Here is a 24,182-nt window from a genome sequence, read left to right on the forward strand (position 1 = left end):
GGGGAGGGGCCTCCACCGGCCGGTGGGGGCCCTTTTCGCGTTAAGGGGGCGTCCACGTTAAGGGCAGGGTGGAGGGCATGAAGGCTCTGCGGACCGGAGGGTTGTGGAAACGACGGCCGCTGAGCGGATTCGGAGTCACGAAACCCGGAAGCCGGAATCACGAAACCCGGAGGACAGACGAAGCCCTAGGCGTGGAGTTCGCCGGAAAGAACGGTGACCGCGGTTCCCGAGAGTTCGACCCGGTCGCCCCGCACAGCCGTGCGGACCACACCCCCGCGCTCTGACAGTTGGGCGCCCACCAACCTGTCGGAACCGAGTTTGGCCGACCAGTATGGCGCGAGCGCGCAATGGGCGGAGCCCGTGACCGGATCCTCGGGGACCCCGACCCTGGGAGCGAAGAATCGGGACACGTAGTCGGCGCCGGGGCGCGAGGCCCGAGCCGTCACGATGACTCCCCTCGCGTCGACGGCCTCCAGGGCGCGGAAGTCGGGGGCGGTGGCGAGCACGGCGTCCTCGGACTCGACCTCCACGAGATAATCCCAAACATTTTTTCCTGTCCAAACAGGTTTAACTCCGAGCGCACCGATCAGTCCCTCTGGAGGGACCGTCGCTTGGAGTACTTTTGCTGGGAAATCCATGCGGATTAAGTCGTATTTATCCCTGGTCACGGACAGGATTCCACTCTTCGTTGAGAATTCGAGGGTTTCTGGGACCGTTCCCGTGGAATACAGCACATGCGCCGCGGCCAGGGTCGCATGCCCGCACAGGGCCACCTCGGTCACCGGCGTGAACCAACGGAGCGGGTACGGTCCGCCGTCCTCCGCTCCGAGCAGGAAGGCTGTCTCGGAGTGCCTCATCTCCGCCGCCACGGACTGCATCCAGGTGTCAGGGACCGGATTGCCGAGTACGCAGACCCCCGCGGGGTTACCCTTGAAAAATTCATCGGTAAACGAATCGACCGTGTAGACGAGCATGACGCGATGCTAGCGGCGCCGAAGATATCGGTTGAAGTTGGGTCAGGAGATCAGGCAAAGTCGGGGATCAGGCAAACCAGTGCGGTAGCCGTACAAAGTGGAAATAAGCGCTGGGCGTGTCGCATGGCGAACTTCTCGTCGTCGGTTACCGTCCAAGGTGTAGGGACAGGCCGGGTACGGCGTGGTCCTGGCGAAAGGACGAGCCGATGGGGGCAGTGCGCAAGGTGGCGAGCTACCTTGGCCTGGGCGGGGCCGAGCATTATGACGAGTCCTACGACTACGAGGACGAGGTCGAGGGCGAGGAGGAAGACTGGCAGTCTGCCTCGGAGCGCGCGGCCAAGCGCTGGCGCGCGATGAACGAGCCCTCGCGGATCGTGATGCTGACACCGATGAAGTACAACGACGCACCGGTCATCGGGCAGCACTTCCGCGACGGTCAGACCGTCATCATGGATGTCAGCGGTATGAGCACCGCCGAGGCCACCCGCATGGTCGACTTCGTCGCGGGGCTGGCGTACGGCTGCGAGGGGCGCATCGAGCGGATCGCGGAGAAGGTCTTCCTGCTGGCCCCCGCCGAGGTGGAGATCACCAACGGCTGACGCCGGAGCGGTCTCGCCGGTACGGGTCCCGACTGATCGTGAGCGATCGGACCCGGTACGGGTGCGAGGCCGGCTTCGGCCTTCGGCGACGGGCCTCGCATCGATGCCGAGGCCGTGCACCGAGGCCACGTGCCGAGGCCGTGCGTCAAGGCCACCCACCGATGCCCCCCACCGGTGAGAAGCCGCGCCGTATGGTACGCGCCGACGTGAAGGACGCTCCCGGCATTACGCGCATCGACGTGGAGGACGCGCTCGGTGATACGCGCCGATGCGAAGGCCTCGCGAGGACACACCGCGGACTCGCGAACGGCTGAGCCGGGTGATGACAGCGACGGTGACGCCGGTGGCGGGCGGTCAGCCCGCTCGGGGGCCCCGGCGGAGCAGGCGGTTGAGCTCGGCCAGGTCGGAGGTCGCCGTCTTGATCCGGCCCTCCGACTCGTGGGCGTACTCGTGCAGTGCCCACACCGCGCCCTGGGCGAGCTCCCTGAGCTCGGCGAGCTGCGCGATGACGTATTCGGCGTCCGCCCGCTCACGCTGTCGCCTGCGCCACAGCCTGTAAGCGCCTCCCGCGGCCGGCAGGAGTGCGAGCGGCGCGAGAGGAAGAAGGGGAAGGACGAGCGCGATCACCAGGATCACCGGGGCGAGGGCGAGCAGTACGTAGGCCGCCCAGGGACGGCCGCGAGCCGGTGCTCCCTCGGTGGCGATCCGCTCCTCGGCGGCACCCAGCGACTCGGGATCCGGACCCTCGGGTCTGAGCGTCACCTGGTGGCCGAGGATCGGCATGGTGACCGACTCGGGGGCCTCTGCCCGGGTGGCCTCGGCGAGGGTCTCGGCCGCGGTCCGTACGATGGGCGCGGCCACGTGGAGCGCGATCGCCGCCAGGTAGGGGTGGGAGCCGGGACGCAGGTCGCCGAGCAGGTGACCGGCGAGCGGTCTCATCGGCCGCTCGTGGACACCGGAACCCGCCAGCCGGCGAAGGACGGTCAGCGGCTCGTCCTCGCTCCACACGACGGACGCCTCGCCTGAGCGGTCCGCCCGCGCGGCGGTGACGAGTGCGAGGTCGACCAGGCCACCGGCGATTCCCCCCGCGTGGTCACGCGCCTCGTCGGCCGCGCCACCGTCGGGCCGGGCCGCGGAACCGCTCACGGAAACGGAATCGGTCTTCCCCGCGGTGGCGCCGTCGCCTCCCCGGCTCTCGCGGGCCGAGGTGATCTCGGCGCAGCGGTCGAGCAGGTGGGCCAGCCGGGCGGCGGCGTGTACGGGGGTGGCGAGCTCTGGGAGTTCGGCGAGTTCCGTGAAACCGGCCAGAGCCGGTGACACGGCCGTGGAGGGCTCGTCGGGGACGAGCGCGCGCAGCCACCGGTCGGGCTCGGACGCGGGAGAGGCGGCCACCGCGTCGAGCTTGCGGAGTACGAAGATCTTCCCCGCCGGGCCGTACGCCCCGCGAGCGGCGGCGAGCCAGAGTGCCCGCTGGCCGTGGGTCACCGGGCGGTCCAGGGAGAGCTCTCCGAAGGCGGTACCGAGCCATGAGGCGTGGATGCGGTCGCCCTGACCGGCCACGGCGAGGGCGAGACAGAGGAAGAGCGCGGTCCGCCGCTCGTCACGCTGTGCGGCGCGGGCGAGGGGTTCGAGTGACTCCTCGCCGCGTACGAGCAGCACGAGCGCCTCGACTGCCGGAGCCAGCCAGTGGCCGGACAGGTGCTCGGGTGTGTCGTCGAAGCCCGTCGGTGTGCCGGTGGGGACGATGCCGGCGGCCAGGTCGGTGAGGAGCGCGTCGACACGGCGGCGCAGCTCCGCCTCCGCGCGTGATGCGTTGGCGTCCGGGGCCTCGGTGGGGGAGGTCGCGGTGTCCCTGCTCGCGCTGGTCGTACCCGAGCCGGTGGCCAGGTCGAGGTCCAGGCCCGGGGGCAGGCCGGTGTTCGTACCCGGGGCGGGGGCGATGTCCACGTCCACGGCCGGATCCGGGTCGGCACTCGCCGCAGGATCCGCGGCCGGCGTCGCGGCCAGGTCGGTGCTCAGGCTCGTGCCCATGTCAGTGCTGAGGCTCGTGCCCAGGTCCGCGGTCAGGTCGGTGCTCAGGCTCGCGGTGTCCGTGCTCACGTTCGCGGTCAGGTCCGTGCTCAAGGCAGAGAGCTCCCCGAAGTTGTGACCGATGACCGCGCCAGCGTATTGCGCTTGGGACATCCCCGCGGGGAGGCGCGCCGAACATGACTTTGCCAGATGATCGTCTTCATTTTCCCAATAAAGACGATCATCTGGTGGACAGGTTACATGCGCTCGGGGGCCGGGACGCCGAGAAGGCTCAGGCCGGTCTCCATCACCTTCAGGGTGAGCGCGCACAGGGCGAGCCGCGAGGCGCGGGTGGCCGCGTCGACGTCGTCCTTCAGCACCGGGCAGTTCTCGAAGAACGTGGTGAAGGCGCTCGCGGTGTCGAAGAGGTAGGAGGCCGTCTTGTGGGGCGCCGAGTTCTCGGCCATCTCCTCGACGACCGAGCCGAACCCGAGGAGCCGCAGCGCCAGGGCGCGCTCGGCCGGGTGGCCCAGCACGATCGGGCCGGTCGCCTCGGCCGGGCTCACCCCGCCCCTGCGGAAGATGGAGCGGATGCGGGCCTGGGCGTACTGCAGGTAGGGGCCGGTGTTGCCGGTCAGGGCGAGCATACGGTCGAAGTCGAAGACGTACTCGCTGTCGTGGCTGACCGACAGGTCGGCGTACTTGACCGCGCCCATGCCGACGGCGTGCGCGATCTCGGTGCGCTCGGCGTCGGTGTAGTCGCTGGTCCTGAGCACCTCGGCGGCCCTGGTCTCGGCCTCGTCGAGCAGCTCCACGAGCTTGATGGACTTACCGCTCCTGGTCTTGAACATCTTGCCGTCGGAGCCCAGCACGCTGCCGATCTGGACGTGCTCGGCCCTGACGTGGTCGGGCAGCCAGCCCGCGAGCCTGGCGGAGTCGAACACCATCGACATGTGCAGCGACTGGGTCACGCCGATCACGTAGAGGATGCGGTCGGCCTTGAGGTCCTGGACCCGGTAGCGGATCGTGGCCATGTCGGTGGTGCCGTAGCCGTAGCCGCCGTCGCTCTTGCGGATCATCAGGGGCAGCGGCTGGCCCTCGCGGCCGGTGTAGCCGGGCGGGAAGACGCAGAGCGCGCCGTCGCTGAGGACGGCGATGCCGCGCTCCTGCAGCTCGTCGCAGACCTGGGCGAGCACGTGGTTGTACATGCTCTCACCGGCGATGTCGTCGTCGGTCAGCGTCACGCCGAGCTGGACGTAGACCTTGTTGAAGTAACGGACCGTGGCGTCCATGAAGATGTGCCACAGGCGCATCGTCTCGGGCTCTTCGGCCTGCAGGGTGACGACCCGGGTGCGGGCGCGCCTGTTGAACTCGGGGTCGGTGTCGAACTTCAGGCGGGCCGCCTGGTAGTAGGCGTTGCCCTCGCCGGCCTCCAGCTGGGCGACGGCGGTCTCCTCGCCGATGTCGAGCAGGTGCTCGATGAGCATGCCGAACGGCGTGCCCCAGTCGCCGAGGTGGTTCTGCCGGATGACCTTGTGGCCCAGGTGCTCGTGGACCCTGGCGAGCGCGTCGCCCACGATCGTGGTGCGCAGGTGGCCGACGTGCATCTCCTTGGCCGCGTTGGGCGCGGAGTAGTCGATCACGATGGTCCGCGGCGAGGCGGCCAGGCTCACGCCGGTGCGCGGGTCGGCCAGGATCTCGGAGGCCCGCTCCGCGATCCAGGCGTCGGAGAGGGTGAGGTTGAGGAAGCCGGGGCCGCTGACCTCGACGGTGCCGGGGAACGGGTCGTCCTGGGCGTCTCCGGCCCGGCCGGTGAGGTGCTCGGCGATCTCCTGGGCGACCTCCCGCGGGGACCGTCGCAGTCGCTTGCTCAGGCTCATCGCGACGTTCGCCTGGTAGTCGGCGAACTGCGAGGGACGGATCAGCGGGTCTGCGTCGGAGTGTTCCGCACCGAAGGCGGCGGCCAGCGCCTGCTGGACGCGCTCGGTCAGTGCGAGCTGCGGGTCGGTCATGCTCCAAGGGTATCGGCTGGCCGGTCCTGAACCGATTTGATATCACCCGGGCCCGGCTCCGTGCGGCGGGATCGCGCGATCGCGAAGACGCCCGTCAGCACGACCCCGGCGGCGACGCCGAGCCCGGTCGCGGTGAGACCGGCGGCGGGGCCGCCCAGGGTGAGCGCGAAGAACTCGCGGGCGAACGGGACGGCGAGGGCGAGCGCGAACAGTCCGGCCATGGCGGCCACGAGCGCCACCCGCCACCACACGTACGGGCGGGCGACCAGGACGAGCACCCACCAGGCGGCCACGAACAGCGTGATCACCGCGGAGGTGCGGCTCTCCTCCAGGGTGGCGGACCCGCTCTGGGCGATCCAGTACGACAGGTAGACGGCGGCGGCGCAGACGATCCCGGCGGGGACCGCCAGGCGGAGCACGCGGGGCACGAAGCCGCTCCTGGCGCGCTCGTTGCTCGGCGCGAGCGCGAGGAAGAAGGCCGGGATGCCGATCGTCAGGGCGTTGATCAGCGTGGAGTGCCGGGGCGCGAACGGGAACGCGAGCCCGATGACCCCGGTGAGCAGGGAGAGCACGATCGCGTAGAAGGTCTTGGTCAGGAAGAGCCCGGCGACCCGTTCGATGTTGGCCAGCACCCGGCGGCCCTCGCCCACCACGGAGGGGAGGCCGGCGAAGCTGTCGTCCATCAGCACGACCTGGGCGACCGCCCGGGCGGCGCCGCTGCCGGAGCCCATCGCCACGCCGAGGTCGGCGTCCTTGAGCGCGAGCACGTCGTTCACGCCGTCGCCGGTCATCGCGACCGTGTGGCCGCGCGACTGGAGCGCGCCGACGAACAGCCGCTTCTGGTGCGGGCTGACCCGGCCGAAGACGGTGTTGGCCTCCATGATCTCGGCGAGCTTCTCCGGGTCGTCCTCCGGCAGGGTGCGGGCGTCCACCGCGCGCTCCCCGCCGGGGATGCCCAGCGAGGTGGCGATGGCCGACACCGACTCGGGGTTGTCGCCGGAGATGACCTTGACGGTGACGCGCTGCCCGGCGAAGTAGGCGAGGGTCTCGGCCGCGTCCGGGCGGATCCGCTGCCTGAGCACGACGACGGCCGCGGCCTCGACGGTGCCGAGGTCGTCGGGGTCGCCCAACGAGGTGACCCGGCACAGGGCGAGCACCCGCAGGCCGGTGGCGGCGAGTGCCCCGGCCTCGTCGTATCCGGGGGTGCCGGGCGGCAGGAGGATGTCGGGGGCGCCCAGCACCCAGCCGCCGTGGTCGTCGAACTCGGCGCCGCTCCACTTGCGGGCCGAGGAGAAGGGGACCTTCGCGGCGGCGGTCCAGCCGGGCGAGTCGGGGTAGCGGGCCTGGACGGCGCGGGCGGTGGGGTTGGGGTCGGGGTCGAGGTTGGCCAGCGCGCCCAGGGCCTCGTGCACGGGGAGGTCGTCGCGGAGCGGGCGGACCTCGTCGAGTTCCATGCCGCCCGAGGTGAGGGTGCCGGTCTTGTCGAGGCAGAGCGTGTCGACCCGGGCCAGGATCTCGATCGCGGGCAGTTCCTGGACCAGGCAGCGGCGCCTGCCCAGCCGGATCACGCCGACGGCGAAGGCGATGCTGGTCATCAGGACCAGGCCCTCGGGGATCATGGTGACGATGCCCGCGACCGTGCCGGTGACGGCCTCGCCGACGCTCGTCCGCCTGCTGACCTGGCTCCAGGTGAGCAGGGCGCCGATCGGGATGACCAGCCAGGTCACGTACTTGATGAACCGGGTGACGCCTTCGCGCAGCTCCGAGTGGGACAGGCTGAACGCGCTGGCCTCCTCGGCGAGCCTGGCCGCGTAGGCGTCGCGGCCGACCCTGGTCGCGACGTAGGCGCCCCTTCCGGCGACCACGAAGCTGCCGGACAGGACCTCGTCGCCGGGACGCTTGTGCACCGGGTCGGCCTCGCCGGTCAGCAGTGACTCGTCCGCCTCCAGGCCGTCGGCGTCCACGACCTCGCCGTCGACCAGCAGCTGGTCGCCGGAGGAGAGCAGGACGAGGTCGCCGAGCACGACCTGCCGGGGTGGGATCTCGGTGTCCGAGCCGTCCCTGCGGACCCTGACCGGGGACTCGTTGACGATGGCGAGCCGGTCGAGGGTGCGCTTGGCGCGGAGCTCCTGGACGATGCCGATGCCCGCGTTGGCCACGATCACCAGTCCGAAGAGGCCGTCCTGCCACTCCCCGAAGATCATGATCAGCACCCAGAGGACGCCGATCACCCCGTTGAAGAGGGTGAGGACGTTGGCCCTGACGATCGCCGCGACCGACCTGCTCGACCGGCGCCTGACGTCGTTGACCTGCCCCGCGGCCACGCGCTCGGCGACCTCGGCCGAGGTCAGCCCCCGTTCCGTCACCTGCTCCACGCGGCCCCCCGCCGATCGACTGGGACTCAGGGTACGCGGGGCCGGAGAACGCGGTAGGAGGCAACACCCGATACACCGGAAATATCACTGCAGATGGGCGGCCCATGCGCGATCTGTGACCGAAGGGACGTAGGCGCTCCTTCCGGCGACCACGAAGCCGCCGGACAGGACCTCGTCACCGGGACGTGAGTGAAGGGGGTCAGCAGTTCGTCGGAGGCGTGCCTGGCCGGTGTCGAGGACTGGGTGCCGGTGGTGTCACCGGAGTAGGCGGCGAAGCGCGGCGCTGTGTCACCAGAGGCGGTGCGGGCGGGGGGCGGAGGCGAGGCGCTCGCCGATGCGGTTCACCACGCCCTCCTGGGCCAGCCTGGCCGCGAGCACGCAGGCGGAGCTCACCCCCTTGGCGTGCGAGTCGCCGTGCGCGATGACCACGGTGCCGTTCAGGCCGAGCAGCACGGCCCCGCCGTGGACCTCGGGGTCGAGCCGCCGGTAGAGCTCCCTGATGCGCCTCTTCTGCAGCAGGCCGCCGACCCTGGCCGCCCGGCTCTCGTTGATCGTCTCGCGGAGCTCGGCGAAGGCGTAGCGGACGCTGCCCTCCATGGTCTTGAGCGCCACGTTGCCGGTGAAGCCGTCGGCGACGATGACGTCCACGGTGCGGGTGAGCAGGTCGTGGCCCTCGATGTTGCCCGCGAAGTCGAGCCCGGGGGCGGCCGAGAGCAGCTCGTGGGCCCGCTTGACGAGCTTGTTGCCCTTCTCCGGTTCGCTGCCGATGGTCAGCAGGCCGATCCTGGGGTGCTCGACGCCCAGGGCGGTCTCCGCGTAGGCGGCGCCGAGGTGGGCGAACTGCACCAGCATCTCCGGCTTGACCTCGGCGTTCGCCCCGGCGTCCAGCAGGACGGTCGGGGTGGGCCTGGTCGGCAGGGCGACGGCGATGGCGGGCCTGAGCACTCCCGGCTGGCCGCGGAGCCTGAGCTTCCCGGTGGCCACGATCCCGGCGGTGGACCCGGCGGAGACCACGGCGCAGGCGTCGCCCCGCCGTACGAGGTGGCAGGCGACGGCGATGCTGGAGCGCGGGCGGCGCAGGCTGGCGAGGGCGCCCTCGTCCATGGCGAGGGCCTCCTCGGCGCGGACGATCGGGATCTCGGTGGTCGCGTCGTACCGGGAGAGGGCCTCGGACAGGGGGCGGGGGGCGCCGACGAGCACGACGGAGATCCCGTGCTCTCGCACCGCCAGCACGGCTCCCGCCACGATCTCGTCGGGGGCGTTGTCGCCGCCCATCGCGTCCAGGGCGATCGGCAGGACGCCGGGAGCGTCGGTCTCAGGCAAGCGGTCACCTCGTGCGGGATGGTTTGTCCGCATCGTAGGCGGGCTCAGGACCGGATCGTTCCGTGGGGCTGATCAGGGAGTGCCGGGGAGATTCCAGTCGCTTCTCTCCCGCGAGACGATGATCTTGCCGAAGGTGGCCCGGCCGACGACCCTGATGACCGGGCCGTCCCCGTCGCCGGTGCCGCCGGAGATGCTGCGCTTGGCGAACAGCGCGCCGACCTCGTCGATGACGTGGGCGTCGCGGGGGACCCTGACGATCAGCTTGCCGCAGTGGGAGTTGACCTCAAGGGTGATCTCCCGGCCCGGCAGCACGGCGTCGGACAGGTCGACGATCAGCGCGCCGAAGGTGGCGCGCAGCGCGGTGTGCCGCCCGGCGATCCAGCGCCCGCCGCGCACGACCTTGCTGAAGACGGCGGCGACCTCCTGCCGCTCGGTGGCGACCCCGCGGGCGGGCGCGGTGACGTCGGGCAGGTCGCGGGTGACGGGGACGAGGTCGTCCGTCGTGACGGCGGTGTAGGCGGCCGCCAGCCGGTCGGCGTGCTCGACGCTGGTGAGGCGGCCGGTGGCGAACGCCTCACCCAGCACCGCGGCCACATGGTCGCGATCGGCGTCGGAGGCGCGCAGAACGGGGTCATAGGACGTCATGCCTGTGAGTGTACGACCATTCAAGATATATCGCGATATTTCCGAGGAGAAGAAATCGCCGAGATATGGAACCGGCTATAGGTCGGCTTACGTCCGGTGTGTAACACGTTCGTAACTCATGAAGGGCCGGCGAGTTTTGCCGCAACCAGGACGAGAGCCTCGGCGAAGGATTGGTGATCTTGAGCGAAGCTTCCAGGCGCGGATTCCGGGCATACACCGTGAAACACCTCGACGACCTGCTGCGCAGAGGCGGCCTGGCGGAGACCCGGTGATCATGAGTGCGCCGGTGCTCCGCCGCTATAGGGGCGCGTACGCGAGCGTCTCCGGGCTGTGCCGCACCGTGCGGGGCCCGTCGATGTCCGCCACGCCGGGCAAGGTCTGCCTGGACGGTGTCGCGGAGGTCGCGGGGCAGAGGGTCTTCGTGCTCCACCTCATCCAGGCGCGCGATCCCGAGCTGGCCGGGCGTCCCTTCTTCGCGAGGTACGGCCCGGAGGCCGTGTGGCTCACCGGCCTGTGCCCGGCCTTCGCCGGCCGCTTCCCCTTCGAGCCCGCCACCGTCGCCCCCCGGCGGCTGTCGGCCTGATCCGCCCTCTCGTGGGCGGTGCCCACAGGAGCTCGTGACGACGGGGAAGGACAGCGGGGAAACCGGCCGGTGCGCACCGGCCGGTTTCCGTCGCCTCAGCGTCCGGGGCCCCGCACGGAGGTGCGACGGGCGATCTCGGCCTGGAGTCTGGCCATCTGCCAGTGCAGCTCGATGAGCTGCTCGGTCAGCTGGAGACGCGGAATCTCTGACGGGTCCTCGACGGACAGGTGGTCGATCGCGGTGGACAGCTCTCGCATCGCGCGCCCCCACTCCATGACGGCTTCCTTGGATCGAAACAACGTTCGAATCATACCGGAACACCGAACACGCTGTCAGTCCATTGCCTCCCGTGTCCCACCCCGGGACGTGACGTATCGCGCTAGTTCTGGTATTCGGGCGTCACGTACCCGCGCGCCACGGTGTGGGCGGTGATGTTGAAGCCCACCACGGCGGGCGGGGTGTCGGCGTCGAGGCCGAGTTTCTCCACGTCGAGGGCGTGCACCGCGAAGATGTAGCGGTGCGGGTCCCCGGGCGGGGGCGCGGCGCCGCCGTAGGCGTTGTGGCTGTAGTCGTTGCGCCCGTGCACGCCCACGCCGCCGTCGCCGGCACCCGCGCCGGCGGGCAGCTCGGTCACGTCGGCGGGGATGTCGAACAGCAGCCAGTGCCAGAACCCGCTCCCGGTGGGGGCGTCGGGGTCGAAGCACGTCACGGCGTAGCTGAGGGTGCCCTCGGGTGCGCCGGACCAGCGCAGGTGGGGGGAGACGTTCTGGCCGGTGGAGCCCCAGTCGTCGAACACGTGGGTCTCCGCCATGCGCTCGCCGTCGCGGACGTCGTCGCTCTCGACGGTCAGCGCGGGAACCTGGGGCAGGAAGTCGTACGGAATCGGTGGCCGCGTGGACACGATTCACCTCCGATGAGAAGCGTCTTGTCGGTCGCTCCTCATCCTGCCCTGCCGCCGGGCCCCCTGACGTTCGGAGACCCCGGTGTCCGGAGGGTCAGACCTTGTTGTAGGCGGCGAGGACCGTCTTCGGGTCGCCGTCCATCCTGATCTTGCCCTTGTGCAGCCAGATGACCCGGTTGCAGGTCTCCTCGATCACGTCGAGGTTGTGGGCGACCAGGAAGACGGTGCCGGCCTCGTCGCGCATCTTCTTGATGCGGTCCTGGCTCTTGCGCCGGAACTCGCGGTCGCCGGTGGCGAGGGCCTCGTCGATGAGCAGCACGTCGTGGGACTTGGCCGAGGCGATGGCGAAGCGGAGCCTGGCGCCCATGCCCGAGGAGTAGGTCGACATGGGGAACTGCACGAACTCCCCGATGCCGGAGAAGTCGACGATGTCGTCGTACTTCTCCTTGACCTGCGCGGGGTTCATGCCCATCGCGTAGCAGCCGAGGACGATGTTGCGCTCGCCGGTGAGCTCGCGCATCAGCGCGGCGTTGACGCCGAGCAGGGATGGCTGGCCGTCGGTGTACACGGCGCCGGAGTGCGGGGGCAGGAGGCCGGCGATCGCGCGCAGCAGCGTGGACTTGCCCGAGCCGTTGCGGCCGACGATGCCGATGGCGTCGCCGTGGCGGGCCACGAAGGAGACGCCGCGCACGGCGTGGACCTCCTTCATCTGCGGCCGTCCCTGGCGCTTGACGAGGCGCATGAGGGCGTTGACGGCGTTGCCCTTCTCCGTGTCGCTGGCCGCGCCGTACACCCGGTAGATGATGTGCAGATCGTCCACGATGACCGTGGGTGTGCCCTCGCGCTCGTCGGCGGGCGCGGGGGCGGGGGCGGGTTCAGGATTGGGGTGCACCCTGACGTCCGTGCTCGGCACGGCGGGCTCCTCGGCCTTCACTCGGGACAGCTCCTCGGTCAACTCAGCCACGGCCGTACTTCTCCTCTGCTCGCCAGAAGTACCAGAACCCGCCGAGCAGAGCGAACACCGCCCAGAATACGCAGACCGCCCAGATGTACGGCCGGGGGTCATGGGTATTCATGAGCAGGTCCCGCATGAGCTCGATGTACGCGGCGGCGGGGTTGAAGTACATGACGTCGGCGACCCACTGGGGGAGGCCGGCGCCGCCCGGGCCCACGACCTTGTCCTCGATGGAGAAGAAGACGCCGGAGGCGTAGAGCCAGGTGCGCATGATGAAGGGGAGCAGCTGGTTCAGGTCTCGGGCGGTGGAGCCGAACCGGGCGAGCACCAGGCTCGCGCCGATGTTGAACATGGTCTGCAGCGCCAGGGCGACCGGGATCAGCAGCCAGTACAGGGTGATGGGCTCATTGGTGAGCAGCACCAGCCCGAACAGCACGCCCATGGAGATGAGCAGCTGCTGGAACTCCTGGATCGTGTAGGCGAGCGGGAGCGCGGCGCGCGGGAAGTGCAGAGCGCGGATCAGCGACAGGTTGCCGGAGATCGCCCTGGCGCCGCCGCTCACCGAGCGCTGGGTGTAGGTGAAGACGAACATCCCGGTGATGAGGAAGGCCGGGTAGTTGGGGATGCCCTTGCTCGCGCCGAGGATCAGGCCGAACATCAGGAAGTAGATGGCGGCGTTGAGCAGTGGCGTGATGACCTGCCACAGCTGGCCCAGAGCCGAGTTGCTGTACTTCGAGACGTTGCGCGACGTGGCGTACGTCATGACGAAGTGCCGTCGTTCCCACAGCTGGCGCAGGTAGACGAACAGACTCGGGCGTGCGATGGCACGCCGAAGTCCGTGGCGCGCGGCGAGCTTGGCCAGCGGCTCTTGCCCCTGCGCGGGGGTGCCGTTACTCGGGCCGCCCGCCTGGGCGTCCGCGATCGCGGATTCCGGCTGGCTCATGGCAAGGACTCTATTGGATGCGAGTGGATGAAGTGCCTGCGGCGGGGGTCCGCCGCACACATTGGACGGGATCTCCGGGCAACAGGTTCCAGGGGGATTGAGCGGTTCTCCACGGGGATACCTGGCCCTTGACAGCCGAGTCAGCGCAGGCCCAGGTCAGGGTCATCGGGAGGTAACGGATGCGAGCAGTGCCGGTACGGGGGTATTTTGACGTGACCGTTCATGTCCTACGTGTGCCTGGATGTCGTTTTCATACACATCCGGGATCTTGACATCGTCAAGTTGGCAGGTATGTGACGCCGAATCGGTTCATGCGTGACCGAACTGCAACATCACAGATATAAGTCGGTGTGGAGCGGTAGGGAATAGTCGCGATCGATCGGTGTGGCGTCAGCACCCGGACCGGAGCAGCGGGAAGCAGGGACCACAAGATCCTCTTTCGCGGTGCTCGGATCACGGACTCAGTGTCGACGTAAGCCTGCAAAGGGAGGATTTACCGCAATGCGTGTTACTAAGGGTGCGCGGCTCACCGCCGGCACCGCGCTGCTCGCCCTCGCGCTGACCGCGTGTGGCGGCTCCACGCCTTCTGACGGCGGGTCGGCCGCGGCCGACCAGCCCGTGCGCATGGAGCTCGGCGAGCCGCAGAAGCTCTTCTACCCCGGTGACACCACCGAGTCCGAGGGCTCCGAGGTCCTGGCCGCCATCTTCGCCCCCCTGGTCGGCTACGACGAGAACAAGCAGGTCGTGGACGAGGTCGCCGAGTCGATCGAGTCGCCCGACAACACGGTGTGGACGATCAAGCTCAAGCCCGGCTACACCTGGCACAACGGCGAGAAGCTGATCGCGCAGAACTACGTCGACGCGTGGAACTACGCCGCCAACCAGGACAACGTCCAGGGCGCCAACGGCTTCTTCGCCCGGGTCGACGGCTGGGCCGACCTGAACCCGGGTGAGGGCCAGACCGTCTCCACCAAGGAGATGAAGGGCCTCAAGGTCGTCGACGAGAGCACCTTCACCGTCACCCTCGCCAAGCCGTTCTCGCAGTTCAAGACGATGCTGGGCTACACGGCGTTCTACCCGCTGCCCAAGGCGGCCTTCGGCCCCGACGGCAAGGTCACCGAGGAGTTCGCCAAGAAGCCGATCGGCCAGGGCTACTTCCAGATCGACAAGCCCTACAACAAGGGCACCGACCAGACGATCGACCTCACCCGGTACGACAAGTTCGCCGGGACGAAGCCGAAGTTCGCCAAGCTCCAGTTCAAGCTCTACACGAGCCCGGAGACCGCGTTCAACGACCTGGCCGCGGGCAACCTCGACGTCCACGACTCGCTGCCCCCGTCGGCGATCGCGCGGGCCAAGTCGGAGCTCGGCGAGCGCTACCTGGACGAGGCGGACGCCGGCGTCGGCTACATCGGCTTCCCGCTGCAGTACAACAAGACGTACGCGAACGTGAAGGTCCGCGAGGCCATCTCCATGGCGATCGACCGCGCGACCATCGCCGACAAGGTCTTCTCCGGCACGCGCGCCCCGGCTGACGACTTCATCAACCCCCTCCTCGACGGCTACCGCGCCGGTGCCTGCGCGGCCTGCAGCTACGAGCCCGACAAGGCCAAGGCGCAGTACGCCGAGAACAACGGTCCCAAGACGCTGGAGCTGGGCTACAACACCGACGGCCCGCACAAGGAGTGGATCGAGGCCGTCGCGAACAGCCTCCGCGCCAACCTGGGCATCGAGGTGACGGTCAAGCCCTTCGAGAAGTTCGCCTCGATTCTCGACGAGCTCGACAAGAAGACCTACGGCGGCCTGTTCCGCATGGGCTGGGCGATCGACTACCCGTCGGCGGAGAACTACCTGACCCCGATCTTCTCCACCGTCGCGATCAAGACCGGCTCCAACTACGCCGGCTGGTCGAACAAGGAGTTCGACGAGCTCCTGGCCAAGGGCGACACCGCCGCGACGCAGGAGGAGGGCCTGAAGTTCTACCAGCAGGCCGACGACATCCTGATCAAGGAGCTGCCGTACATCCCGGTGTACTTCTACCGGACCAACGCCGCGTTCTCCCAGCACGTCAAGGGCGTCAAGATCAATCTTCTCAACCAGGTCGAGTGGACCGAGGTCGAGAAGGCCAGCTGACGACCGGTTGAGGGCCGGGCGGAAGCCCGGCCCCACTGGCCGCCCGGAACGATCTCGCGGCGCCGCGCGACCCGCCGGTCCGCGAGATCGCCCCCGGGCACCTACGGGAGATACGAATGGGCCGTTACATTCTCAGGCGCCTGATCCAGGCGATACCAGTCCTGGTGGGCTCCACCCTGCTCATCTACGCCATCGTGTTCGCGCTGCCCGGTGACCCCATCGCGGCGCTGGCGGGCGAGAAGCGCATAGACCCCAACATCGTCGCGATCCTGCGCGAGCAGTACCACCTGAACGACCCGTTCCTGGTGCAGTACTGGTACTACGTCGTCGGCCTGCTCGGCGGCGACTTCGGTACCACCTTCGCGGGTGTCGGCGTCGACGAGATCATGGCCGGCAAGTTCCAGGTGACCATCAACCTGGCGGCGACCGCCCTGGTGATGGAGGCCGTCATCGGCGTGGGGCTCGGCCTGTACGCGGCGCTGCGCCACGGCAGGGCCAGCGACTCGATGATCCTCGCCTCCACCCTGGTGCTGATCTCCGTCCCCACCCTGGTCACCGGTTTCGTGCTCCAGCTGCTGCTGGGCGTGAAGCTCAAGCAGGCCGGGATCGACCTCTTCCCCGTCGCGGGCGTGACGGAGGGCTGGCGCAGCTACCTGCTGCCCGGCTTCGTGCTCGCCGGGACGTCGATCGCCTATCTCACCCGGCTCGCCAGGAACAGCCTGGTGGAGATCCTGCGCGCCGACTACATCCGCACCGCGGTGGCCAAGGGCCTGCCCAGGAGCCGGATCGTCGGGCGGCACGCGCTGCGCAACGCGCTGATCCCGCTCGTCACCTACCTGGGCGCCGACCTCGGCACGTTGATGGGCGGCGCGGTGATCACCGAGACGATCTTCAACCTGCCGGGAATCGGCCAGCAGCTGTTCAGCTCCGTGTACCTGCGCGAGCAGCCCGTGGTCGTCGGCATCGTGACCGTGCTGGTGCTGATCTACATCCTGGCCAACCTGGTCGTCGACCTGCTCTACGCCGTGCTCGACCCGAGGATCCGCTATGAGTGACACCCTTGTCCCGGCCGGAGGGCAGACCGGGAACCCCAAGCACGGCAGGCCGAGGAGGGGCAAGGGCACCAAGGCGCCCAAGGCCGCGAGCCTGTGGGGCGACGCCTGGTACGACCTGCGCCGCCGCCCGCTCTTCATCGGGGCCTCCGTCCTCATCGCCGTCCTGGTCGTCATGGCGGTGGTCCCCTCGCTGTTCACCTCGGTGAACCCGTTCGACGCCAAGAACTGCAACCTGGGCGACGCCCGGCTGGGCATGGGCGAGGCCCACTGGTTCGGCACCGACAACCAGGGCTGCGACATCTACGCCCGGACCATCTACGGCGCCCGCAACTCGATCGTGGTCGGGCTGGCCACCACCGTCGTCACCGCGATCGTGGGCGGCCTGCTCGGTCTCTTCGCGGGTTTCAGGGGCGGCGTGCTGGACACCGTGCTCTCCCGGCTCACGGAGATCTTCTTCGCGATCCCGTCGATCCTCGGCGCCCTGCTCATCCTGGCGGTCTTCCGCACGGGCAACGTGTGGACCGTCATGCTCGCGCTGGCGGTGCTGACCTGGCCGATGACGTACCGGATCATGAGGGCGGCGGTGATCACCGCCAAGAGCCAGGACTACGTGCTCGCGGCGAGGGCGCTCGGCGCCTCCGCGTCGAGGATCATGTTCCGGCACATCCTGCCGAACGCGGTCGCCTCGGTGATCGTGGTCGCCACGATCAACCTGGGCTACTTCATCGCCGCCGAGGCCGGTCTGTCCTTCCTCGGCGTGGGACTGCGCTCGCCCGACATCTCCTGGGGGCTCATGATCTCCGACGCCAGGGAGCGCTTCCTGGAGGCGCCGTGGGCGCTGCTGTTCCCGGCGCTGTTCCTGAGCCTGACGGTGCTGGCCTTCATCATGCTGGGCGACGCCGTCCGCGACGCCCTCGACCCGAAGCTGCGGTAGGGGGACCCGTGAAGAAGACCTCAACGCCGGTGGTGCCGTCCAGGGAGGCGCCGGGCGGCGAGCCGCTGCTCGCCGTCGACGACCTGCACGTGGAGTTCGTGACCAGGCAGGGCGTGGTCAAGGCGGTCAACGGGGTCAGCTACTCGCTGAACGCCGGGGAGACGCTCGCGGTGCTCGGCGAGTCCGGCTCGGGCAAGTCGGTGACCGCGCAGGCCATCATGGGCATCCTCGACTCCCCGCCGGCCCGCGTTCCCAGGGGCGAGATTCGCTTCCGGGGCACGAACCTGCTGGAGCTGTCGGAGGAGGCCCGCACCCAGGTGCGCGGCCGGCGAATCGCGATGATCTTCCAGGACGCGCTCTCCGCGCTGAACCCGGTGTTCACCGTCGGCGCCCAGATCGGGGAGATGTTCCGGGTGCACCGGGGCGCCTCCAAGCGCGACGCCCAGCAGAAGGCGATCGAGCTGATGGACCGGGTCCGCATCCCGGCCGCCAGGCAGCGGGTGCACGACTACCCCCACCAGTTCTCCGGGGGCATGCGCCAGCGCATCATGATCGCGATGTCGATCGCGCTCGACCCCGAGGTGCTGATCGCCGACGAGCCGACCACCGCCCTCGACGTGACGGTGCAGGCCCAGATCATGGAACTCCTGGGCGAGCTGCGCCGCGAGAGCGACATGGGCCTGATCCTGATCACCCACGACCTCGGCGTGGTGGCCGACGTCGCCGACAAGATCGCGGTCATGTACGGCGGGCGGATCGTGGAGAACGCCCTCGTGCACGACATCTACCGCAGGCCCGCCCACCCGTACGCCAAGGGCCTGCTCGACTCGATTCCCCGGGTCGACCTGAAGGGGCAGGAGCTGTACGCCATCAAGGGCATGCCGCCGAACCTGCTCGACATGCCCTCGGGCTGCGCCTTCCACCCCCGCTGTCCGTACCGTCAGGACAACTGCGTCGTCGACGCGCCCCCGCTGTACGAGATCGGCCCGACGCGCGGCAGCGCGTGTCACTACTGGAGGGAGGTCCTCGATGGCAGCCACGGGTGAGCCGATCCTTGAGGTCCGCGACCTGGTCAAGCACTTCCCACTGACCCAGGGCGTCGTCCTGCGCAGGCAGGTCGGCGCGATCAAGGCCGTCGACGGGGTCTCCTTCGACCTGCGCCGGGGCGAGACGCTCGGCATCGTGGGCGAGTCCGGGTGCGGCAAGTCCACGCTGGCCAAGCTCCTGATGGCGCTGGAGCGGCCGACCTCGGGCTCGGTGCGGATCAACGGCCGGGAGATCGCCGACGCCAGGCGCGGCGACCTCAAGCGGGCCCGCCGCAACATCCAGATGGTCATGCAGGACCCGTACACCTCGCTGAACCCCCGGATGACCGTGGGCGACATCATCGGGGAGCCGTTCGAGATCCACAAGGAGGTCGCCCCCAAGGGCGACCGGCGCGGCAAGGTCCAGGAGCTCCTCGAAGTGGTGGGCCTCAACCCCGACCACGTCAACCGCTACCCGCACCAGTTCTCCGGCGGCCAGCGCCAGCGCATCGGGATCGCCCGCGGGCTGGCGCTCCAGCCGGAGATCATCGTCTGTGACGAGCCGGTCTCCGCGCTGGACGTGTCGATCCAGGCGCAGGTCGTGAACCTGCTGGAGCGGCTGCAGGACGAGTTCGGCCTCGCGTACGTCTTCATCGCCCACGACCTGTCGGTGGTCCGGCACATCTCGGACCGGGTCGGGGTGATGTACCTGGGCAAGATGGTGGAGATCGGCAAGGACGTCGAGATCTACGACCGGCCCGCGCACCCCTACACCCAGGCGCTGCTGTCGGCCGTCCCGGTGCCCGACCCCGAGGGGCGCGAGCGACGCGAGCGGATCATCCTCCAGGGCGACCCGCCGTCCCCCGCCAACCCGCCGTCGGGCTGCCGGTTCCGTACGCGGTGCTGGAAGGCCCGGGAGATCTGCTCCGTCGAGGAGCCGCTGCTGCAGATCCGGCCCGGCACCGCGCACGCGAGCGCCTGCCACTTCGCCGAGACCCACGACGTGATCCACGTGTAGGGAGGTTCCGGGAGAGCTCAGGGGAGCTTGGAACGGCGAAGGGCGCGGCCCCCACATGGAGTTGTGGAGGCCGCGCCCTGTCTGCTCTACCGATTTACCGCAGGGTGCCCGTCCTGCTTGAGGACGTCCCCGCTAGAGGATGTCGACGCCGATGCCGCCGATGCCGACCAGGCCGCCGACGCCGACGCCGTGGCCGACTCCGCTGCCGTTGCTGATGATGTTGCCGCCGCCGATGCCGCCGATGCCGCCGCCGCGGCCGAAGAGGCCGCCGCCGAAGCCGCCCCCGCCGAAGCCGCCGCCGAAGCCGCCGCCGTAGAAGCCGCCGCCGAAGCCGCCCCCGTAGACGCCGCCGCCGTAGATGCCGCCGCCGTAGCAGCCGCCGCTGTAGAGGCCGCCGCCGAAGCCGCCCCCGTAGACGCCGCCGCCGTAGATGCCGCCGCCGCAGCCGATGCCACTGGTCACGGCCGTGGGGATGACGGTGGTGCCGTACGTGACGGTGCTCGTCGGGATGAAGGCCGAAGCGCCGCTGACGACGCCGACGCCGCCGCAGCAGTCGGAGGACTTCTTGGCGGCCTTGGCCTGGGCGGCGGCCTTGACGACCGACTGGGCGGTGACCTTGGCCGTGGAGGTGGAGGAGGTGGACGCGGACGCGACCGCGGCCGGTGCGATGACGGCGATGCCGACACACGCGGAGGTGATGAGAAGACGACGAATCATTGTGTTCCCCCTGGAAGGAAATCGTCGCGGCAGTGTCTGGGGCCTCTGGAACGGACCGTCTGCGCGCGGCTACTCAAAGTAACGGGAGTGAGACTATCCAGCGACATGCTTTCTGGAGGGTCAAGAATGGTCAGCTTGTGGCAATGATCGCGGGGTCATAACCGAACGAACTTCGGCCGACCGCCGTTCCGATCGGGCCACGCTCGCCCCGTCACGCCCCGCCGAATTCCTTAATTGCCAGGTCAGCCCGTATATTCGGCCGGGACCGGCCTTCCGGGGGTCGGCACGGCCGGGAGGCCCTGCTCCACGGGGGAACCGTTGCGGAGGAGGCCCGCCGGGAACGACAGGGGAGACGAAGTGGCACCATTTTTCACGAGGGATCGGGAAACGTCATCGAAATTCCGGCATGCGTAATTACGGGGGAGACAAGCTGTCAACTGAAAAGACATTCCACTGAACGACCTGATGCATGAGGCGATTTCCTCTTAAATCGCTTTTGGTGCGCGTTTCAGGGTGGGACAGGGGGGTCAGGGCGCGGGGGAGAGACGCACGTGGGCCCCGGGCGGCAGGCCCAGCCGCTGCGAGGCGTCACCGGAGTTGACCGCGAGCGCGACCAGCCCGGCCGAGTCGGTGAAGGCCACGACCTCCCCGGGCGGGACCGCGGCGAAGGTCTCCTTGAACGGCACCGAGAGCCGCCGCCTGCCCAGCCAGACCACCAGCGTGTCCCCGGGCTCGACGTCCAGCGTCACCAGGTCGCCGGAGCCGATCGACAGCTGGGCGTTGCCGTGCCGGTCGATCGACAGCACCTCCCCCTCGACGTAGCCCTCCTGGACGGTGGAGGTGGGCGCGGGCAGCGAGACGAGCCGCTCCAGCGGGATCTCCGGCCCCAGCTCCGACGGAGGGCACCCGATCGTCAGGTGCGCCGCCACCGGGGCGAAGAGGTCGCGCCCGTGGAAGGTCGGCGAGACCGGTTTCAGGAAGAGCTCCCTGTTGGAGAGCTCGTAGGCGGCCCGCGCGCCCCCGCTGGCGTGGATCGCCCACGACAGCAGCCCGTTGTCCGGGCCCAGGAACACGTGGTCGCCGGCCTCGACGGCCACCGCCCGGCGCGAGCCGCCGCCGGCGGGATCCACCACGGCGACGTGCACGCCGGGGGGAAGGTAGGCGATCGTCTGGGCCAGGATCGCCGCTCCGCGCCGTACGTCCCCCGAGGGGACCAGATGGCACACGTCAATGATCCGCGACTCCGGAGAGATTCCGACGATCACGCCGTGACATGCGGCGATGTAGCCGTCTTCCAGTCCGTAGTCGGTGAGAAGGCTGATGACAGAGGTCACATCTGGTGACTGTACGTCTCCACATCCGTCATGAACAGCACGAAATTCCGGACTATCCTGACTTCGGGCCGCGCGTGCGCGGTGTGATCGCCGCGTGCCCCGAGGATCCCGAGGAAGATCCCGAGGAAGGAGGAGGCGATGGACACCGCGCCGGGTTCCGGTGACGACGCCGCTCCGGAGCCCGCTCCGAGGGCTCTCACCGACCGGGAGCGTGAGCTGCTCGCCTTCGAGCGCCAGTGGTGGCGCTACGCGGGCGCCAAGGAGCAGGCGGTCCGCGAGACCTTCGACATCTCCGCGACCCGCTACTACCAGTTGCTCAGCGAGCTCATCGACCTGCCGGCGGCGCTCGCCCACGACCCGATGCTGGTCAAGCGCCTGCGCCGGCTCCGCGAGACCCGGCGCCGCGATCGAGCCGCCCGGAAAATGGGCTTGCGCCCCTGATGTTCGGGTACGACCGGTCGGGCGGCACTCGCGAGAGCGGGGCCGCCATGACGGCGCACACACTCGACAGGCTGAGGCGAGCATGACGACGAATACGTCCGACGGGCTGAAGGCGATCGTCGCCGACCCGGCGGGGGCGGTGATCGGACTCGACTTCGACGGCACGCTGTCCCCGATCGTCCCCGACCCCGCGGCGGCCAGGATCCACCCGGGCGGGGCCGAGGTGCTGGACAGGCTCGGCCGCCTGGTCGGCGCCGTGGTGATCGTGACCGGCCGTCCGGCCGCCACGGCCGTCGAGTACGGCTCCCTGGCCGGTGTGCCGGGGCTGGTCGTGCTCGGGCACTACGGCCTCGAACGCTGGGAGGCGGGGGCGCTCGCCGCGCCGCCCGTCCACCCCGGCCTCGACCTCGCCCGCACCGGGCTCGTCCCGCTGGTGGCGGGGATCGACGGGGTGCGGATCGAGGACAAGGAGCGGTCGGTGGCCGTGCACACCCGGCAGGCCGCCGACCCGTGGGTGACGCTCGACGCGCTGCGCGAGCCGGTCGCCGCGCTCGCCGCCGGGGCGGGGCTGGTGGTGGAGCCTGGCAAGTTCGTGCTGGAGCTGCGCCCGCCGGGGATGGACAAGGGAGTGGCGCTGAGCGCCTTCCTGGGCGAGCGGGCCGCCAGGTCGGTGCTGTTCGCCGGGGACGACCTGGGGGACCTCCCGGCCTTCGCGGCCGTACGGGCCTCCGGGCTGCCGGGTGTGACGGTGTTCAGCGGGTCGCCCGAGATCGAGGTGGAGGCCGACGTCGTGGTGGACGGGCCGCCGGGGGTCCTGGAGCTCCTCACCTCGATCGCCGACGCCGTCGAGGGCGAGGCGCGGGGCGGGGTGTAGGGCGAGGGGCGCCCGCCCAAGCGGTGGCGCCCGCTCCGGCGGTGGCGCTCGCCCGGCAGGACCGGGCCGTCCGGGATCGCCCGCTCAGGCGGGGCCGGCGGCGCCCGCGGCGCCTGCCCGGGAAAGTCCCCTCGCGGTGATCAGCAGCCCTCCGACGGCGAGTCCGATCAGGGCGGGGACCATGAGGAACGCCCGCTGGGTGCCGAACCCGTCGGCCAGCGCGCCCAGCAGGAACGGCCCGATCCCCACCGCGAGCCCGGCGAAGACCGAGGCCATCGCCGACGCCCGGTCCCGCCGCCCGCCGGAGGCGGCCAGCACCCGTGACAGCGCCATCGGGAAGTGCAACGCGACCCCCAGCCCCGACACGGCCAGTCCCGCGTAGGAGAACACCGGGTTCGTGCTCAGCCAGAAGATCGCCCACCCGGCGGCCGTGACCAGGAGGGCGCCGAGGAACAGCGCGGTCGGGGGGATCCGCAGGGCCAGCCACGCCCCGGCCAGCCGCCCGGCCGCCATCCCCGCGGTGAACGCGGCGACCGCGGTCGCGGCCACCGCCGCGGGCGTCCCGGTCTGGTCGGAGAACAGCTTGGCCGCCCACAGGTTGAAGCAGAACTCCATCGCCACGCAGCAGAACAGGACGGCCGAGGCCAGGTAGAACCGCCAGCCGAAGCGGGCTCGGCCCTCCCCGGCGCCGTCCGTGGTCTCCCGGGGCTCGGGGACGCGTACGCGCCACATGACCAGCGCGAGCAGTGCGGCCAGCGCGGGGGTCACCAGCAGCGCGGCCCGCCAGCCGAGGGCGCTCTGCGCGGCGGCGCTGACCACGAACGGGACCCCGATGCCGACGGTCACGCAGACGGCGTTCGCCTCGCTGATCGCCGCCGGGCCCGCGGGGCCGTGCCGGTCGTCGAGCGCGGCCATGCCCGCGTACAGGGCGATCGAGGCCATCCCGCTGGCGACGCCGTACCCGAGGAGGGTGACCGGCAGCACGGTGGGGGCCGCCGCGACCATGAGCGTGCCGGCGCTCATCCCGGCCATCCCGGTCCAGATGACGGCCCGGCGGCCGATCCGCCCGGTCAGCCAGGGCAGGACGAGGCCGGTGACGATGCCGCCGACGGCCATCGCCGTCCCGTGCAGGCCGGCGACCGCCTGGGACAGGCCCTGGTCGAGGCGGAGCAGCGGGAGCGCGGCGCTGAGGCCGTACAGATAGGTGGCGAAGACGCCGAGCTGGAGGTAGATCAGCCAGGTCGCGCGGTCGCGGATCAGCCGGACGGGCGCGATCGCGGTCAACTCGGTCTCCCGTACGCCAGAAAAAGTGAAATAGCCGCAAAAACTAT

At 70.0% G+C, this 24,182-nt stretch carries 21 protein-coding genes and 1 pseudogene; 9 read left to right on the plus strand and 13 right to left on the minus strand.

The window, feature by feature from the left end:
* Positions 1-185: 185 nt before the first annotated feature.
* Positions 186-974, minus strand: coding sequence for a PhzF family phenazine biosynthesis protein (locus ACSC1Q_RS41645; protein ID WP_436764269.1), 789 nt, complete (start codon positions 972-974; stop codon positions 186-188).
* Between the two features lie 206 nt (positions 975-1,180).
* Between ACSC1Q_RS41645 and ACSC1Q_RS41650 the strand changes: the two genes are divergently transcribed.
* Positions 1,181-1,573, plus strand: a complete 393-nt coding sequence (locus ACSC1Q_RS41650) for a cell division protein SepF (RefSeq protein ID WP_329086981.1) — start codon at positions 1,181-1,183, stop codon at positions 1,571-1,573.
* 354 nt (positions 1,574-1,927) lie between these two features.
* Here the strand turns inward: ACSC1Q_RS41650 and ACSC1Q_RS41655 are convergent, their stop codons facing one another.
* The 5 genes from ACSC1Q_RS41655 to ACSC1Q_RS41675 form a co-directional block, all read right to left on the minus strand.
* On the minus strand, positions 1,928-3,697 hold the full coding sequence (locus ACSC1Q_RS41655) for a hypothetical protein (protein ID WP_436764270.1): 1,770 nt from the start codon (positions 3,695-3,697) through the stop codon (positions 1,928-1,930).
* Positions 3,698-3,840: 143 nt separating this feature from the next.
* A complete protein-coding gene (gene argS / locus ACSC1Q_RS41660) occupies positions 3,841-5,595 on the minus strand; it encodes an arginine--tRNA ligase (RefSeq protein WP_436764271.1) in 1,755 nt (584 codons plus the stop codon).
* On the minus strand, positions 5,592-7,970 hold the full coding sequence (locus ACSC1Q_RS41665) for an HAD-IC family P-type ATPase (RefSeq protein WP_436764272.1): 2,379 nt from the start codon (positions 7,968-7,970) through the stop codon (positions 5,592-5,594). Before ACSC1Q_RS41665 ends, argS begins: the two co-directional genes overlap by 4 nt.
* A gap of 288 nt (positions 7,971-8,258) precedes the next feature.
* A complete protein-coding gene (plsX, locus tag ACSC1Q_RS41670; protein WP_436764273.1) occupies positions 8,259-9,293 on the minus strand; it encodes a phosphate acyltransferase PlsX in 1,035 nt (344 codons plus the stop codon).
* Between the two features lie 72 nt (positions 9,294-9,365).
* Positions 9,366-9,938 (minus strand): DUF1707 SHOCT-like domain-containing protein, encoded by a 573-nt coding sequence (locus ACSC1Q_RS41675; protein WP_436764274.1) that lies wholly within the window; start codon positions 9,936-9,938, stop codon positions 9,366-9,368.
* Positions 9,939-10,236: 298 nt separating this feature from the next.
* Between ACSC1Q_RS41675 and ACSC1Q_RS41680 the strand changes: the two are divergent.
* Positions 10,237-10,521 (plus strand): annotated as a pseudogene (locus ACSC1Q_RS41680) (lysine 2,3-aminomutase); the annotation flags it as partial.
* A gap of 95 nt (positions 10,522-10,616) precedes the next feature.
* On the opposite strand, the gene ACSC1Q_RS41685 reads toward ACSC1Q_RS41680, so the two are convergent.
* From ACSC1Q_RS41685 to ACSC1Q_RS41700, 4 genes are all read right to left on the minus strand, one after another.
* Positions 10,617-10,796, minus strand: coding sequence for a hypothetical protein (locus ACSC1Q_RS41685; protein WP_329086969.1), 180 nt, complete (start codon positions 10,794-10,796; stop codon positions 10,617-10,619).
* 104 nt (positions 10,797-10,900) lie between these two features.
* Positions 10,901-11,422 carry a YbhB/YbcL family Raf kinase inhibitor-like protein gene (locus tag ACSC1Q_RS41690; protein ID WP_436764275.1) on the minus strand — a complete coding sequence of 174 codons (522 nt, stop codon included), beginning with the start codon at positions 11,420-11,422 and terminating at the stop codon, positions 10,901-10,903.
* A gap of 94 nt (positions 11,423-11,516) precedes the next feature.
* Positions 11,517-12,386, minus strand: coding sequence for an ABC transporter ATP-binding protein (locus tag ACSC1Q_RS41695; RefSeq protein WP_436764276.1), 870 nt, complete (start codon positions 12,384-12,386; stop codon positions 11,517-11,519).
* On the minus strand, positions 12,379-13,320 hold the full coding sequence (locus tag ACSC1Q_RS41700; protein WP_436764277.1) for an ABC transporter permease: 942 nt from the start codon (positions 13,318-13,320) through the stop codon (positions 12,379-12,381). Before ACSC1Q_RS41700 ends, ACSC1Q_RS41695 begins: the two co-directional genes overlap by 8 nt.
* A gap of 501 nt (positions 13,321-13,821) precedes the next feature.
* On the opposite strand from ACSC1Q_RS41700, the gene ACSC1Q_RS41705 reads away from it, so the two are divergent.
* From ACSC1Q_RS41705 to ACSC1Q_RS41725, 5 genes are all read left to right on the plus strand, one after another.
* Positions 13,822-15,453, plus strand: a complete 1,632-nt coding sequence (locus ACSC1Q_RS41705) for a peptide ABC transporter substrate-binding protein (protein ID WP_436764278.1) — start codon at positions 13,822-13,824, stop codon at positions 15,451-15,453.
* Between the two features lie 116 nt (positions 15,454-15,569).
* Positions 15,570-16,508, plus strand: coding sequence for an ABC transporter permease (locus ACSC1Q_RS41710; protein WP_436764279.1), 939 nt, complete (start codon positions 15,570-15,572; stop codon positions 16,506-16,508).
* Complete coding sequence (locus ACSC1Q_RS41715; RefSeq protein ID WP_436764280.1) at positions 16,501-17,442, plus strand: ABC transporter permease; 942 nt, start codon at positions 16,501-16,503, stop codon at positions 17,440-17,442. The genes ACSC1Q_RS41710 and ACSC1Q_RS41715 overlap by 8 nt, the downstream gene beginning before the upstream one ends.
* Before the next feature lie 8 nt (positions 17,443-17,450).
* Positions 17,451-18,488 carry an ABC transporter ATP-binding protein gene (locus ACSC1Q_RS41720; RefSeq protein ID WP_436764281.1) on the plus strand — a complete coding sequence of 346 codons (1,038 nt, stop codon included), beginning with the start codon at positions 17,451-17,453 and terminating at the stop codon, positions 18,486-18,488.
* Positions 18,472-19,485 (plus strand): ABC transporter ATP-binding protein, encoded by a 1,014-nt coding sequence (locus ACSC1Q_RS41725; RefSeq protein ID WP_436764282.1) that lies wholly within the window; start codon positions 18,472-18,474, stop codon positions 19,483-19,485. Before ACSC1Q_RS41720 ends, ACSC1Q_RS41725 begins: the two co-directional genes overlap by 17 nt.
* Positions 19,486-19,617: 132 nt before the next feature.
* Here the strand turns inward: ACSC1Q_RS41725 and ACSC1Q_RS41730 are convergent, their stop codons facing one another.
* Complete coding sequence (locus ACSC1Q_RS41730; RefSeq protein WP_436764283.1) at positions 19,618-20,202, minus strand: hypothetical protein; 585 nt, start codon at positions 20,200-20,202, stop codon at positions 19,618-19,620.
* 527 nt (positions 20,203-20,729) lie between these two features.
* Complete coding sequence (locus tag ACSC1Q_RS41735; RefSeq protein ID WP_436764284.1) at positions 20,730-21,536, minus strand: SAM hydrolase/SAM-dependent halogenase family protein; 807 nt, start codon at positions 21,534-21,536, stop codon at positions 20,730-20,732.
* Between the two features lie 138 nt (positions 21,537-21,674).
* On the opposite strand from ACSC1Q_RS41735, the gene ACSC1Q_RS41740 reads away from it, so the two are divergent.
* Entirely contained in the window at positions 21,675-21,977 is a 303-nt protein-coding gene (locus ACSC1Q_RS41740) for a DUF3263 domain-containing protein (protein ID WP_436764285.1), read from the plus strand.
* An 82-nt stretch (positions 21,978-22,059) separates the two neighbouring features.
* A complete protein-coding gene (otsB, locus tag ACSC1Q_RS41745; RefSeq protein ID WP_436764286.1) occupies positions 22,060-22,851 on the plus strand; it encodes a trehalose-phosphatase in 792 nt (263 codons plus the stop codon).
* Between the two features lie 84 nt (positions 22,852-22,935).
* On the opposite strand, the gene ACSC1Q_RS41750 is transcribed toward otsB, so the two are convergent.
* On the minus strand, positions 22,936-24,135 hold the full coding sequence (locus ACSC1Q_RS41750) for an MFS transporter (protein ID WP_436764287.1): 1,200 nt from the start codon (positions 24,133-24,135) through the stop codon (positions 22,936-22,938).
* Between the last annotated feature and the right edge of the window lie 47 nt (positions 24,136-24,182).

It is taken from the genome of Streptosporangium heterodermiicola (genome assembly GCF_051390675.1).
Taxonomy (GTDB): Bacteria; Actinomycetota; Actinomycetes; order Streptosporangiales; family Streptosporangiaceae; genus Streptosporangium.